We start from the raw sequence: 14694 nt of genomic DNA on the forward strand, positions 1-14694 counted from the left end.
TTACAGCTTGTAATCGACCCCTGCGTAGACGGTGCGACCTTCCAGGATGAAGTCGGCGTCGGTCGCCACCTCGTCACGCTGGGTGTTGGTGAGGTTGGTGATGCCGAGCTTGAAGTCCAGGGCCGGCGTGACGGTCCACTTGGTGTTCACGTCCAGGGTCTGGTAGTGCTTGGAGGTGAATGCCTGGGCGTTGCGGGCCGGCACCTTGATCACCTGGCTGCCGACATACTGCCAGGCCAGGTTGGCGCTGACCACGTCGCTCGCCTTCCAGTCCAGGCCGATGTTGCCGGTGTGATCCGGGGTCTTGGCCAGATCGTCACCCGTGCTCTTGTCTTCGGAGTCCAGCAGGGTCAGGTTGCCGGTCAGCTGCACGTTGTCCAGCACGTCGAACCAGCCGGTCAGCTCCAGCCCCTTGATACGGGCCTTCTTGACGTTGAGGTAGGTCATGACGGTCGGACGGTAGCCCGGGCCCCACTGATCGCTCTGGATCAGATCCTCGATCTCGTTGTGGAAGCCAGTCACGCCTGCACCGAAGCGACCGGCGTTGTAGGCGGTGCCAAGCTCGTAGCTGACGGAGGTTTCCGGCTTCAGATCCGGGTTGCCTATCACCTTGCAGGCGCCGCGGCAGGCGGTGGTGGCGAATCCTTCGCTGGACTGGGCCAGGGTCGGGGCCTTGAACGCCTTGCCAGCGCCGCCCTTGATCACCCACTCGTCACTCAGGGAGTAGAGGGCGTAGGCACGGGGGCTGAACTCGTTGCCATAGGTCTCGTGGTGATCCAGACGGCCGGAGAGCGTCAGGGCCAGATCCCCAAAGCCGAACTCGTCTTGCAGGTAGAGGGCGCTCTGGCTCGCATCCACGCTGCCGTTCTGGATGCTGCGGCTGTGCTCCAGCTCGGTCTTGCGGAACTCTGCACCCGAGGTCAGCAGGTGATCCCCGAGGTAGCCGCTCAACTGGCCATCCACCGTGTTGTTGGTCTGGGTGATGTCGGCGGCACCACCGTTGAGCTGGGAGTCATCCATCAGATCGGTCTGCTCGAAGTAGTAACGAGCGCGGCTGTCGAAGTGTTCCCAACGGCCGTTATGGGTCAGCCCCAGGCTCAGGCGATCGAGTTTCTGCACGTTGTGGGGGGTGGCCGGTGCGGTCGGGGCACGGGGCACGTTGTTGAAGTAGCTGTCCATGTCGTTCTGGTTGTAACCCAGATCGAAGTCGATGTCCTGGTTGTCGGCCACCAGCCACTTCAGGCTGGAGAGCACGTTGACCACTTCCCGTTTCTCCAGGGCGTCGGCATCCGGGTTATTGGACTGATCGCTCTTCCAGCGATCCCGCTGATAGCCTTCCACCACCACGCTGCCCAGCAGCTTGTTGTCGATGAGGGCGCCGGAGACGAAGGCGCTACCCTGGTTGGCATCCCCGCCATCCCCCTTGGTGGGCATGGTGTGGGTGTAGCCGACGGCCGCTTCGGTGTTCTCCTTGGCCTGGCGCAGGATCACGTTGACCACGCCGCCGAGGGCATCGGCCCCGTACAGGGAGGAGACGGGACCGCGGATCACTTCGATGCGCTCGATGGCGGCCATGGGGATGGAGCTTAAGTCGAAGTCGTTGCCAAAGGAGCTGCCCAGGGTCTCGCGGGCGTTGACCCGCTTACCGTTGACCAGCAGCAGGGTGTAGTCACCGCCCATGCCGCGGATCTTGATCTCGTTGCGACCCGTGGGGTTGGTGCCGATGATGTTGACACCGGGCACGTGCTTGAGGGCATCGCCGATGTTGTTGACGTTCATCTTGTCCAGATCGGCGCGGGTGACCACGGAGACGCTGGCCGGGGCGGTCAGCTCGGTGTGCTTGGTCTGGGTGGCGGTGACCACCACCGTCTCGTTGGCCTTGACGGACTCGGCCTGGGCCAGGCCCGGTACGGCCAGCAGACCAAGGGAGAGCAGAATGGGGTTCAGTTTAAAGAGGCCGTGCTGCAACTGCATTGTCAAAAACTCCATGGATATAACTGAGGTTATGGGGTCCGGATTCTTCTGATCCGGTGCTCACTGACTTCCTTGTCTGGCGGTGCCAGAGGCAGGATTATTGTTATCTCTTGTGCGCTTCAGGCCCCGGATGAGGAACCAGACACCGGCGCAGGCCACCAGGGTGCACGCAATGTTGATCCAGGCCAGGGTGGGGAAACCGTGCAGGGCGCCCCCCTCGTCGGAGACCAGATATCTGGCGGAGAACAGGCTGCCGAGGCCCGCGGCCACATTGGTGACCGAGCCCTGGAAAGACATGAAGGCGGCGCGCTGGTGGGGGGCCGGAATGGCCGCCGTGACCGCGAGGGTGGTGCTGGCACGGGCGGAGCTCAGGGCCATGAAGAGGGTGAACAGCAGATAGAGAGGCAGGCCTGCCGGCAAGGCAAAGCCCACCAGGGTGATCAGGGCCAGGGCCAGGCTGGTGAGCAGGATGGCGCCCTGGGCGCGGCCCTGATCGATCCAGCCGCCGCACAGGCGCATGGTGGCCATGCTGGCAAGGCCGCCGCACAGATAGAGGCTGGCGATCTGCTCGCGCGGGAAACCCAGGTTGAACTGGAAGTAGTTGGCAAAGTGCGGAATGAGCAGGAAGTGGCCGAACATCTGCAGGCAGAGGATGAAGAGGGCTCCCTGGCAGAGCGGTGACCCCAGCAACTGGCGCATCCCCTGGCCTGCCGGGGCCCGGTTGACCGGCAGGGACGGCAGCCAGATGGCACACAGCAGGGCCAGCAGCAGGCCGCCTGCACCAAACAAGAGGAAGGGGCTCTGCCAGCCAGACCACTGGGCCAGCACGAGGGCCGCGGGCACGATCAGAATGGCGGCCAGGGAAAACGCCATACCCACGTAGGCGAGACGGCGGCCCCGCTCGGCGGGCGGTACCAGATCCAGCACCGTCGCCATCAAGATGGCCCCCAGGGGGCCGGCCACGCAGCCGGACAGGATGAAAAGCAGCAGCAGTGTCTGGCTATCCTCGGCCAGGGCGCAAGCCATCAAGAGCAGGAAGCGCAGGACCAGCAGTACCAGCAGAGCGGGTTTGCGGTTGACCCGATCGAGCCAGGGGGCGGCCAGGAGGCCCAGCAGAGCGGCGCCCAGGGTGGCGCCGCCGCTGAAGTAACCTGTCTGCTCCGGGAGCATCCCCAGGCGGGTTACCAGTTCCGGGCCAAGGGGCATCACCATCATCATGCAGCCCATGGAGAGCATGTTGATGAGCAGCGCCAGGTGGATGGCGGCAGGGGTGGATGCGACGGATTCTGGCTTCATCAGAGGCTGACTCGAAAAAATGAGTCCGAATTGTATCCGAGGGTTTTTGTTGTGACAACAAATGATAACCATTTTTATTTGTATTGATTGGTATCTTAACGAGTCTTTATCAGGTGCCTCTGTGTGGGGTTGCATACCAGGCCCGTTGCAATCGGGGCGCCATGGACCATGATGGCAGGAAGCGAGAGGGTGGCGGTGAACGCCGGGAGGAGAAGATGCGCGCTGGATCAGGGTATTGGGGGCTGGGGTGCTGCCTGTTGCTGGCATTGCCCTTGAGGGCCGAAGTGAAGGTCATACCGGTATTCGAGGCGGATGCCGCGGTGCAGACGCTCAAGGAGATCTACCCGGATCTCGGGGTGAGCGCCATGGGCAACCAGCTGGTACTGAGCGGAACCCCCGCCCAGTTGCAGGAGGCCGAGCGTACCCTGGCGCAAGTGAACCAGCCGCCCCAAAGCCTGCTCATCGAGTGGCGGGTGGATGGCGCCTCCAGCAGTCAGCAGGCCGGAGTGGGGCTGGGCCTGGATGCCAAACGGCAGTGGCTGCTGGAGGGGGATGCCCGGCACTATGAACGCAGCCAGAGTGACAACTGGCAGGTGCGTGGCCTCTCCGGGCGGCCCGTGTTGTTGCAGATGGGGTCCTATCAGCCGGTCACCTTTTACCAGTGGCAGGGGGGAAGGGTGGTGGGCATGATGCCGCTGATGAACGGTCTCTACGCCACCGCGACCCTGATAGGGGACAGGGTGCAGGTGGCCCTCAGCAGTGAACAGGCAAGAGTGGAGCGGGGCAACATACACACCGGCCAGAGTGCCACCGAGGTGAGCGGCGCCCCGGGCCAGTGGCTGACGGTGGGGGAGCTTTCCACAACCCAAGGCAGCCGGGAGGCCGCGATCGCCAATCCATCAGGCATGGGCAGGGCCAGCGGTAGCGAGCGCCAGACTCTGCAGATCCGGGTCACGCGCCAGTGAACCAGCCTGTCAGTGGGGCTGATCCAGGGCGTAATCCCGCAACTGGCGGCTTCGCAGCAGATACCAGAGCGCCCAGAGGCTGGCGATGAGCACCAGGGCGGTGGGCCAGTTGAACGACCACTGCTGCAGATTGAGGCTGTGCAGTTGCATCACTAGGCCGCTCGCGGTGGAGCAAAGCAGCAGAGCGCGGCTGTGGCGTCTGAGCCAGGCTCTGGCACTGTGGGTCTGGCGATGGGTGCCGCCGCAGGCGAGCAGCGCCAGCATGGCGGGCACGTCCGTCAGCAGGCTGATATAGAGGGTGAGCTTGTCCGGGTAGAAGAGGGTCAGGATGGCGCTGCCACTCTCCCGGGTGACCCCCGCCATCAGAAACAGCCAGACCGAGCGGGTCAGCAAGAGGGCGATGGGCCAGAACCAGAGCGGGGGGCGCAACTGGCCGTGATCGTCGTAACGGTGTTCGGGGTAGAGGGTCATGGTGGACCGGTATCCATTCATGCAGTGCGAGTGATGAAGGGGATATGGGGCACAGGGCAGGCCATTGCAAGGCCGGCAACGGCCGGGAATTAATCGGGGGGCCATGCCCCCCAATCCGCAGTCTTTAGTTGCCGGGTTCCGGCGTCACAGCCAGCCTTTTCTCTTGAAGAAGAGACCGGTGCCCAGCGATGACATCACCATCAGCACCAGGGAGAGGGGGTAGCCGTATTCCCAGGCGAGCTCCGGCATGCGACCGAAGTTCATGCCGTAGATGCTGGCGATGAGCGTCGGCGGCAGGAAGATCACCGCGGCTACCGAGAAGATCTTGATCACCTTGTTCTGTTCCAGATTGGTCACCCCCATGGAGGCCTCCAGCTGGAAGTTGATCTTGTCGAACAGGAACTGGGTATGGGGCAGCAGGGATTCCACATCGTGCAGCATCTCGTCGATCCACTTGTTCTGCTCCCCCGTCATGCGCTGGCGCAGACTGCGTTTGAGGAAGCGCAGGGCGCGGCGGGTATCGTGCAGGGAGAGACGGATCTGGCCGTTGGCCTCTTCCTGGGCCATCAGCTCCTTGAGCATGGGGTTGATCTGGTCCGGCTCGAAGATCTGATCGGCGGTGTTCTCCAGGGTCTTGTAGCCATCCTCGATCAGGTCTGAGAGGTACTCCACCTTGAGGTTCTGCACCTCCAGCAGGATGTCGAGGGCGTCTTCGACCTCCAGCCTGTCCTGGCGCATGTAGTGGCGCAGCAGACGCACCAGGCCGATGTCATCCTCGCGGATGCTGATCAGCAGGTTGTTGCGCAAGGTAAAGGAGACGTGCACACCCTTGGTGTCGCGACCGATGCGCTGGGGAAACAGGGAGTGGATGTGCAGACCGTCGGTGTCCCAGTAGAAGCGGGCGGATGCCTCGATGTCATCGAGCTCCTCCTTGTCCGGCACCTCCTCCAGGAACAGGCCCGTCAACCATTCTCGCTCCGCTGTGTCCGGCTTGTAGGCATCCAGCCAGACGGTGTTGTCGGGAACGATGTCATCCGGCCCGAGCGTGACTATGTCCAGCACCTTGTTGTTGAGAATGTAGGCGGTGATCATCTGTCCCCCCTTAAGAAGTCATGGGTAATCAGGGATGGTTGCACAGGTTCATGCGGCCTTAGATCGCACGGAAAGCGATCCCATGAAATAGCATAACGAGGCCGATGGACAACCTGAATGCGGCGAACTATACAGGGGCGGGACCCGCTTGTCAGGGCCTATTCATCAGGGGTTCAGCCTGTTCGCTCAAAAAAGCGGCGAGGTCGGATCAGCCGTGGCGACCCCGATGCGGGCGATCCCGGCGTCGCCTTCTTTGTTCGCCCTGGTGTGGGGGAGGGCCCGGGCTCACCGGCGGGAATGGCGGGTTGCTGGTCGCCCTGCGACAGCCCCCGGCCAAGCGCAGGAAACGGTCTCCGGGCGGTGTTCCGGGGCTGCGTCTCCTTGTTATCTGCTCTGGTGTGCGTGGGCAAGCCTGTTACAGATTGGGGTAGTTGGGGCCCGAGCCGCCCTGGGGCGGCGTCCAGACGATATTCTGGCTGGGATCCTTGATGTCGCAGGTTTTGCAGTGAATGCAGTTGGCGGCGTTGATCTGCAGCCTTGGCCGGGTATCCCCATCAAGAATCTCGAACACCCCCGCCGGGCAGTAGCGCTGGGCGGGTTCGGCCCAGGTGGGCAGGTTGACCTCAACCGGAATGCGCGCGTCCTGAAGGGTCAGGTGACAGGGTTGATCCTCGTCGTGGCTGGTGCTGGCCAGATAGACGGAGGAGAGCTTGTCGAAGCTGAGCTTGCCGTCGGGTTTGGGGTAGTCGATGGGCTGGCAACGGCTGGCCAGGCGCAGCTGGCGGTAATCCGGTTCCTTGTCCAGCAGAGTAAAAGGAGAGGTCAAGGCAAAGAGTCGCTGCTCCAGCCAGTTGAAGGCGCCGCCGAGCCAGGGGCCGAAGCGGTGCAGGGCGGCCCCAACGTTGCGGGCCCTCTTCAGCTCCCGGGTCAGCCAGCTTTGCAGCAGCGCGTCCTGAAACTCGGCCAGATCCCGTCCCCCTTCATCCCCTCCTCGCAGTGCCATGGCGACCGTCGCGGCCGCCACCATGCCGGACTTCATGGCGGTGTGGATCCCCTTGATGCGGGAGAAGTCCAGGGTGCCCGCGTCACAGCCGATGAGCAGGCCGCCGGGAAAGTGCATGCGCGGCAATGAGTGCCAGCCTCCCTTGGTGATGGCCCGTGCGCCGTAGCTGATGCGCTCGCCCCCCTGCAACGTTGCCGCGATGAGGGGGTGGTGCTTGAGACGCTGGAATTCGTCAAAGGGGCTAAGCCAGGGATTCTGGTAGTTGAGATCGACGATAAGGCCAACCGCCACCTGATCCTGGGCCAGATGATAGAGATAAAAGCCCCCCTGACTCTTGTTGCCCTTTCCCTCACCAAGGGGCCAGCCGCTGCCATGGAGCACCCGCCCAGGATGGGATTGTCCCGCAGGCACCTGCCACACCTCCTTGAAGCCGATGGCGTAATGCTGCGGCTGGGCGCTATTTTCCAGATGGAATCGGGCGATCAGCTGTTTGCCGAGGTGGCCGCGCGCCCCTTCGGCAAACAGGGTATAGCGGCCATACAGGGCCATGCCGGGCACGTGATCCGGCTTGGGGTTGCCCTCCTTGTCGAGGCCAAGATCGCCGGTCACCACCCCGCGTACCCGGCCCTCCTCCACGATGAGGGTGCTCGCCGCAAAGCCCGGGTAGATCTCGACACCGAGGGCCTCGGCCTGCTTGCCGAGCCAGCGGCAGAGGGTGCCGAGGCTGATGATGTGGCTGCCGTCGTTGTGCATGCGGGGTGGCACCGCCCAGTGGGGCAGCTGCAGGGAGCGGCTGTCGCTTTGCAGCAGATGGACCTGATCATCCGTCACCGGCACGCCGAGGGGGGCCTCCTGCCAGCTCTCTGGCAGCAGCTCCCTGAGGGCGACGGGATCGAGCAGGGCGCCGGAGATCAGGTGGGCGCCGATCTCGGCCCCCTTCTCCAGCAGGCAGACCGAGAGGGCCGGGGCCTGCTGCTTCAATGCGATGGCGGCGCTCAGGCCTGCCGGGCCGCCACCGACGATGACGACATCAAATTCCATTGCTTCGCGTTCCATCTTGCCTCTGTGCTCGACTTGGCCTAGGGTAGTGTTGGTAGTTTACGTAAACGTAAACCACTTTGTCAGCAGAAAAGTGAGTGACGACAAGGTGGATCCACACAACAGGTATGAGGGATGACCGCCATGAAGCTGTTGGTCGCAGTCAAACGGGTCGTTGATTACAACGTCAGGATCCGGGTCAAGGGGGATGGCTCCGATGTGGAGCTCGCCAATGTGAAGATGGGCATCAACCCGTTTTGTGAAATCGCGGTGGAGGAGGGGGTCAGGCTGCGGGAAGCCGGCGTGGCATCCGAGCTGGTGGTGGTGACCTTCGGCCCCGAGGCGGCGGCCGAGCAGTTGCGCCATGCCCTGGCGCTGGGGGCGGATCGGGCGCTGCACTATGTTACCGACGAGACCCTGACTCCGCTCACCGTGGCCCGGGCCCTGCAAACGGTGTGCGGGCAGGAGCAGCCCGATCTGGTGCTGCTCGGCAAACAGTCCATCGATTCCGACAACAACCAGGTGGGGCAGATGCTCGCCGCCCTCAATGACTGGCCGCTTGCCACCTTCGCCTCCGCCATCAGGCTGGTGGAGGGGGAATTGCAGGTGACCCGCGAGATAGACGGTGGCCTCGAGACCCTCGGCATGGCGCTGCCCGCCGTGGTGACCGTGGACTTGCGCCTCAACGAGCCTCGCTTCGCCTCCCTCCCCAACATCATGAAGGCCAAGCGCAAGCCGCTGGAGAGCCAGCCGTTCGCCGCCCTCGGGGTAGTGCCGGCCGACCAGACACGGCAGCTCGGGGTAATGCCGCCGCCGGTGCGCAGCGCCGGCATCAGGGTGGGCTCGGTGGACGAGCTGCTGGACAAGCTCAAGCACGAAGCCCGGGTGCTCTGATGGGCAGGGGCATGAGAGGGATGCCTCCCGCAGGCGTGAGCGCCATGCATGGGGCAACGGCCCCGGGGAGCAAGGGATCAATGGATGACATGAAGGTGCTGCCATGAGCGTACTTGTGATTGCGGAACATCATCAGGGGCGGATCGCCGACAACCTGGCCCAGCTGGTCACGGCGGCGGGGCGCCTGGGGGGCGAGGTGCATCTCTTGCTGCTGGGGCAGGGGCTGACGGAGGCGGGGGAGCAGGCCGCCGCCCTCACGGGGGTAAACCGGGTGCTGCTGGCGGAACATCCCATGCTGGCGGAGGGGCTCAACGACGGGGTCGACAGACTGCTCGCCGAGGTGGCCAGGGACTACCAGCACTGCCTGATGGCTGCCAGCAGCCAGGGCAAGGATCTGCTGCCGCGAGTGGCGGCCAGGCTCGGGGTGGAGATGATCGCCGAGGTGACCGGCATCGAGGGGCCCGACACTTTCCTGCGTCCCATCTATGCGGGGAACGCCATCGCCCGGGTGGCGAGCAGCGCCCCCGTCAAGGTGCTCACCGTGCGGCCCACAGCGTTCGCCAAGGCCGGGTCCGGGGAGGAGCGTGCCCTGATGGAATCGCTGCCGGTGGCCGAGGTGCGCTGCCGTACCCGGCTCATCGAGCGGCGTGCGGTGCGCTCCGCCAGACCCGAGCTCGGGGCGGCCCGGGTGGTGGTCTCCGGCGGGCGGGCACTCGGCTCGAAAGAGCACTTTGCCCTCATCGACGCTCTGGCGGACAAGCTGGGGGCTGCCGTCGGGGCATCGCGGGCCGCCGTGGATGCCGGTTATGTCTCCAACGACCTGCAGGTGGGGCAGACCGGCAAGGTGGTGGCCCCCGAGCTCTACATCGCGGTGGGCATCTCGGGCGCCATCCAGCATCTGGCGGGGATGAAGGAGTCCAAGGTGATCGTCGCCATCAACAAGGACGCCGAGGCCCCCATCTTCCAGGTGGCGGACTACGGTCTGGTGGGGGATCTCTTCACCCTGCTGCCGGAGCTCACCGCCAAGCTGTAAATTTGCCACAAAGGGGCGAAGAAAGCCGTCCGTGCTGTCTCGCCCCCGTTTCCATGCATATTCTCTGCAAGCCCTGGCCCGTTCAGGGCTTTTGTCTGATGGGGGCCCGGTGGCGCCGGGGCAAAAGGTTGCGCTGGATCCCAAAAAGCCTTTGCCCCCACGGGGGGCTGTCGTGTAAAAACGTTCGAGTCACTGATCACACACATCCATTCACGGAAAGCGTCATGAGCAAACAGATTTACAACTTCTGCGCCGGCCCCGCCATGTTGCCGGTTGAAGTCATGGAGCGCGCCCAGCGCGAATTTTGTAATTTCCAGGGGCTGGGAGCCTCGGTCATGGAGCTTTCCCATCGCGGCAAGCCCTATATGGCGGTCGCCGAGAAGGCCGAAGCGGACCTGCGCGACCTGCTGGCGGTGCCGGACAACTACAAGGTGCTCTTCATGCACGGCGGTGGCCGCGGCCAGTTCTCCGCCGTGCCCATGAACCTGCTGGGTGGCGCCAACAAGAAGGCGGATTACCTGGTGACCGGCGTCTGGGCCCAGAGCGCCGTGGATGAAGCCCAGAAATACGGTGACATCCAGACCTTCCAGGGGGTGGCCAAGAACGAGCAGGGAGTCTCCCACCTGCTGCCGACGCCGGCGTTTCGCGCCGATGCCGCCTATGTGCACTACTGCCCGAATGAAACCATCGATGGCATCGAGATGTTCGACATCCCGGCCACCGGCGATGTGCCCCTGGTGGCGGATCTCTCCTCCACCATTCTCTCCCGTCCCCTCGACGTGAGCCGCTTCGGCATCCTCTACGCCGGTGCCCAGAAGAACATCGGCCCCTCTGGTCTGGCCATCGCCATCGTGCGCGATGACCTGCTAAATCAGGCCCGCGCCGATGTGCCGTCCATCTTCGACTACCAGCTCACCGCCAAGAATGACTCCATGTTCAACACGCCCCCCACCTACGCCTGGTACCTGGCCGGTCTGGTGTTCGAGTGGCTCAAGGAGCAGGGTGGCCTGGCGGCGATGGAAGCACGCAACAAGGAGAAGGCCGACTTCCTCTACGGCTACCTCGATCAGTCGAGCTTCTATGGCAACAAGGTGGATGTGGCCTGCCGCTCCCGCATGAACGTGCCCTTCCAGCTGAAAAACGAGGCCCTGGACAAGCTGTTCCTGGCGGAGTCGGAAGCGGCCGGTCTGCTGGCTCTCAAGGGACATCGCATCGTCGGTGGCATGCGCGCCAGCCTCTACAACGCCATGCCCCTGGAAGGGGTCAAGGCCCTAGTCAGCTTTATGGATGATTTTGCCAAACGCCACGGTTGAGGCGTGTCTCCCCATTGCCAGACGCCGGGGACTCCCCGGCGTCTGTTTTTCAGACCCATCCTGACCCAGGCTGCCGTCTCCCGCGGTCGTGCCACTGTCGAACTTGCCGCGGGGGACGCGGGCTGTTAACGTCCGGTCAGGTGATTTAATTGAGATCGAACAGGAAGTCTATGAATTCGTTGCGTTTGGAACCCATTTCTAGTGTGGCCGGGGTGGTCAATCTGCCCGGCTCCAAGAGTGTCTCTAACCGGGCCCTGCTGCTGGCGGCCCTGGCCCGGGGCACCACCCGGCTGACCAACCTGCTCGACAGCGATGACATCCGCCACATGCTGGCGGCGCTGACCCAGCTCGGCGTCAAGTACAAGCTCTCCGCCGACAAGACCGAGTGCACCGTGCACGGTCTGGGTCGCAGCTTCGCGGTCTCGGCACCGGTCAACCTGTTCCTCGGCAATGCCGGTACTGCCATGCGCCCCCTGTGCGCCGCCCTGTGCCTGGGCTCCGGCGAGTACACCCTGGGCGGCGAGCCGCGCATGGAAGAGCGCCCCATCGGCCACCTGGTGGATGCCCTGCGCGAAGCGGGTGCCCACATCCAGTACCTGAAGAAAGATGGCTATCCGCCTCTGGTGGTGGATGCCAAGGGGCTCTGGGGTGGCGATGTCCACATCGACGGCTCCGTCTCCAGCCAGTTCCTGACGGCGTTTTTGATGGCGGCCCCCATGGCGGCCGGCGACACCCGCATCCACATCAAGGGGGAGCTGGTCTCCAAGCCCTACATCGACATCACCCTGCACATCATGAAGCAGTTCGGGGTGGTCATCGAGCACGACGACTACAAGGTGTTCTACATCAAGGGCAACCAGACCTATGTCAGCCCGGGGGACTTCCTGGTGGAAGGGGATGCCTCCAGCGCCTCCTACTTCCTCGCGGCGGGCGCCATCAAGGGCAAGGTGCGGGTTACCGGCATCGGCAAGAACAGCATCCAGGGGGACATCCACTTCGCCGACGTACTGGAGAAGATGGGGGCCCGCATCACCTGGGGCGATGACTTCATCGAGGCCGAGCAGGGGCCGTTGCACGGCATCGACATGGACATGAACCACATCCCGGATGCGGCCATGACCATCGCCACCACGGCGCTGTTTGCTGAGGGCACCACCACTATCCGCAACATCTACAACTGGCGGGTGAAGGAGACCGACCGCCTGCACGCCATGGCGACCGAGCTGCGCAAGCTGGGCGTGGAAGTGGAGGAGGGGCACGACTTCATCACCGTGATCCCGCCCGCACAGCTCAAACACGCGGCCATCGACACCTACAACGATCACCGCATCGCCATGTGCTTCTCCCTGGTGGCACTCTCCGATACGCCGGTCACCATCAATGATCCGGGTTGCACCTCCAAGACCTTCCCGGACTACTTCGACAAGCTGGCCAGCGTCAGTCAGGCCTGAGCCCTTTCGGCCCGCTTCGTGCGGGCCTTTTCATCTCTGCCCCCGCTTTTTTCATGCCTCCTAGCAGCATTATGCAAACTTGCAAGGTGCGATAATAAAATTCCTTGTCGAAGAATGTAATTTTCTATTTACACCGACCCGGCACAGGGCTAGATTGAGATCTCTTTATCGCAGTCATCTAGCAGGAAACTTGGTCATGCAGCATCAAACCGACGACGTTCGTATCAGTGAAATCAAAGAGTTATTGCCCCCGGTTGCGGTGCTTGAGAAGTTTCCGGCGACCGACACCGCCTCGGCCACCGTGTTTGAATCCCGTCAGGCCATCCACAACATCCTGGCCGGCGACGATGATCGCCTGCTGGTGGTGATCGGCCCCTGCTCCATCCACGATCCGGTCGCCGCCCTGGAATACGGCAAACGCCTCAAGGTGCTGCGCGACGAGCTGAAAGATCAGCTGGAGATCGTGATGCGGGTCTACTTCGAAAAACCCCGTACCACAGTGGGCTGGAAGGGGCTGATCAACGATCCCTACCTCGACAACAGCTGCCAGATCAATGACGGCCTGCGCCTGGGTCGCAAGCTCTTGCTGGATCTCAACGACATGGGGCTGCCGACCGCCTCCGAGTTCCTCGACATGATCACCCCGCAATACGTGGCGGATCTGATGAGCTGGGGTGCCATCGGTGCCCGTACCACCGAATCCCAGGTACACCGCGAGCTGGCCTCCGGTCTCTCCTGCCCGGTGGGCTTCAAGAACGGCACCGACGGCACCATCAAGGTGGCCATCGACGCCATCGGCGCCGCCAGCGCCCCGCATCACTTCCTGTCGGTGACCAAGTACGGCCACTCCGCCATCGTCTCGACCGCTGGCAACCCGGACTGTCACATCATCCTGCGCGGTGGCCGCGAGCCCAACTACAGCGCCCGTCACGTGGATGAGGTGGTGAGTGGTCTGGACAAGGCGGGTCTGCCCCAGAAAGTGATGATCGACTTCAGCCACGCCAACAGCAGCAAGCAGTTCAAGAACCAGATGCTGGTGGCCGAGGACGTGGCCGGTCAGCTGCGTACCGGCAGCAAGGCGGTGTTCGGCGTCATGGTGGAGAGTCACCTGGTGGAAGGGCGTCAGGATCTGGTGGACGGGTGCGAGCTCACCTTCGGCCAGAGCATCACCGACGCCTGCATCGGCTGGGCCGATACCGAGGTGCTGCTGCGCAACCTGGCGGACGCCGTGGCCGCTCGCAACGCCCTCTGAGCCCAAGGCGCCCCGTTGGCGGGGCAATAAAAAAGCGCGACCCTGGGTCGCGCTTTTTGTTTGGCCATCTCTCGGCAGGTCGCGGTTTACTTGGCCCGCTCCTGGTGGCCGCGCAGGCGGATGTTGATCATCTCCACCACCAGCGAGAAGGCCATGGCGAAGTAGATGTAACCCTTGGGAATGTGCAGATCCAGCCCTTCGGCCATCAGCGCCACCCCGACCAGGATAAGGAAGGAGAGGGCCAGCATCTTGATGGTGGGGTGGGTATCGACGAAGTCGCCGATGGCCTTGGCGGCAAACATCATGACGCCGACGGCGATGATGATGGCCAGCACCATGACAGGGACATGATCCGCCATGCCCACGGCGGTGATGACGGAGTCCAGGCTGAAGATGATGTCGAGGATGGCGATCTGCACCAGGGTGGACAGGAAGCCCGCGGTCTTGCTCACCACACCCGCCTCTTCGGCGGCCCCTTCCAGGCTCTGGTGGATCTCGTGGGTGCTCTTGGCGATGAGGAACAGACCCCCCACCAGCAGGATGAGATCCCGTCCCGAGATGGCTTCCCCCAGCACGGTGAAGAGGGGCTCGGTGAGGCGCATCACCCAGGCCAGGGAGAGCAGCAGCAGGATGCGGGTGCCCATGGCGAGCCCCAGCCCCAGGATGCGCGCTTTCTGGCGCTGGGCTTCCGGCAGGCGACCCACCAGGATGGAGATGAAAATGATGTTGTCGATGCCGAGCACGATCTCGAGCAGGGTCAGGGTGGCGAGCGCGACCCAGGCGGAGGGGTCAGCAATCCATTCCAGCATGATTGAACCTTGGTTGAACAGTGATTGAGGTAGAAGCCGCGCATTTTAGCAGGGGGTCATGGCTTGTCCCAGTGGCGGGAAAAGATAAAATGGCGGCGATCCA

Annotated in this window: 12 protein-coding genes; 6 read left to right on the forward strand and 6 right to left on the reverse strand. The window is 63.5% G+C overall.

Annotation, left to right across the window (positions count from 1 at the left end; all coding sequences use genetic code 11):
• Complete coding sequence (locus AB5Y50_RS08570; RefSeq protein WP_053288501.1) at positions 1-1974, reverse strand: siderophore amonabactin TonB-dependent receptor; 1974 nt, start codon at positions 1972-1974, stop codon at positions 1-3.
• 60 nt (positions 1975-2034) lie between these two features.
• On the reverse strand, positions 2035-3270 hold the full coding sequence (locus AB5Y50_RS08575; RefSeq protein WP_043155872.1) for an MFS transporter: 1236 nt from the start codon (positions 3268-3270) through the stop codon (positions 2035-2037).
• Positions 3271-3485: 215 nt separating this feature from the next.
• Here AB5Y50_RS08575 and AB5Y50_RS08580 point away from each other — a divergent pair, with 215 nt between their 5' ends.
• Positions 3486-4235 (forward strand): hypothetical protein, encoded by a 750-nt coding sequence (locus AB5Y50_RS08580; protein WP_041215335.1) that lies wholly within the window; start codon positions 3486-3488, stop codon positions 4233-4235.
• A 9-nt stretch (positions 4236-4244) separates the two neighbouring features.
• On the opposite strand, the gene AB5Y50_RS08585 is transcribed toward AB5Y50_RS08580, so the two are convergent.
• The 3 genes from AB5Y50_RS08585 to AB5Y50_RS08595 all read right to left on the reverse strand — a co-directional run bounded on the left by AB5Y50_RS08585 (position 4245) and on the right by AB5Y50_RS08595 (position 7857).
• Positions 4245-4706, reverse strand: coding sequence for a DUF2919 domain-containing protein (locus AB5Y50_RS08585; RefSeq protein ID WP_043155869.1), 462 nt, complete (start codon positions 4704-4706; stop codon positions 4245-4247).
• Positions 4707-4850: 144 nt separating this feature from the next.
• Positions 4851-5798: a magnesium/cobalt transporter CorA gene (corA, locus tag AB5Y50_RS08590; protein ID WP_005301617.1), complete on the reverse strand. Its 948-nt coding sequence runs from the start codon at positions 5796-5798 to the stop codon at positions 4851-4853.
• Positions 5799-6213: 415 nt separating this feature from the next.
• Positions 6214-7857, reverse strand: coding sequence for an electron transfer flavoprotein-ubiquinone oxidoreductase (locus AB5Y50_RS08595; protein WP_042017253.1), 1644 nt, complete (start codon positions 7855-7857; stop codon positions 6214-6216).
• Positions 7858-7983: 126 nt separating this feature from the next.
• Between AB5Y50_RS08595 and AB5Y50_RS08600 the strand changes: the two genes are divergently transcribed.
• The 5 genes from AB5Y50_RS08600 (at position 7984) to aroG (ending at position 13782) form a co-directional block, all read left to right on the forward strand.
• Positions 7984-8733 carry an electron transfer flavoprotein subunit beta/FixA family protein gene (locus tag AB5Y50_RS08600; protein ID WP_053288941.1) on the forward strand — a complete coding sequence of 250 codons (750 nt, stop codon included), beginning with the start codon at positions 7984-7986 and terminating at the stop codon, positions 8731-8733.
• Between the two features lie 103 nt (positions 8734-8836).
• Positions 8837-9766, forward strand: a complete 930-nt coding sequence (locus AB5Y50_RS08605; protein ID WP_010674451.1) for an electron transfer flavoprotein subunit alpha/FixB family protein — start codon at positions 8837-8839, stop codon at positions 9764-9766.
• A 224-nt stretch (positions 9767-9990) separates the two neighbouring features.
• Complete coding sequence (gene serC, locus AB5Y50_RS08610; protein WP_010674452.1) at positions 9991-11079, forward strand: 3-phosphoserine/phosphohydroxythreonine transaminase; 1089 nt, start codon at positions 9991-9993, stop codon at positions 11077-11079.
• Positions 11080-11249: 170 nt separating this feature from the next.
• Positions 11250-12530, forward strand: coding sequence for a 3-phosphoshikimate 1-carboxyvinyltransferase (gene aroA / locus AB5Y50_RS08615; protein WP_010674453.1), 1281 nt, complete (start codon positions 11250-11252; stop codon positions 12528-12530).
• Between the two features lie 196 nt (positions 12531-12726).
• Complete coding sequence (aroG, locus tag AB5Y50_RS08620) at positions 12727-13782, forward strand: 3-deoxy-7-phosphoheptulonate synthase AroG (RefSeq protein ID WP_010674454.1); 1056 nt, start codon at positions 12727-12729, stop codon at positions 13780-13782.
• Positions 13783-13868: 86 nt separating this feature from the next.
• Here the strand turns inward: aroG and AB5Y50_RS08625 are convergent, their stop codons facing one another.
• On the reverse strand, positions 13869-14591 hold the full coding sequence (locus AB5Y50_RS08625; RefSeq protein ID WP_010674455.1) for a TerC family protein: 723 nt from the start codon (positions 14589-14591) through the stop codon (positions 13869-13871).
• Between the last annotated feature and the right edge of the window lie 103 nt (positions 14592-14694).

The organism is Aeromonas sp. s6, from assembly GCF_040907815.1.
GTDB classification, from domain to species: Bacteria; Pseudomonadota; Gammaproteobacteria; order Enterobacterales; family Aeromonadaceae; genus Aeromonas; species Aeromonas caviae.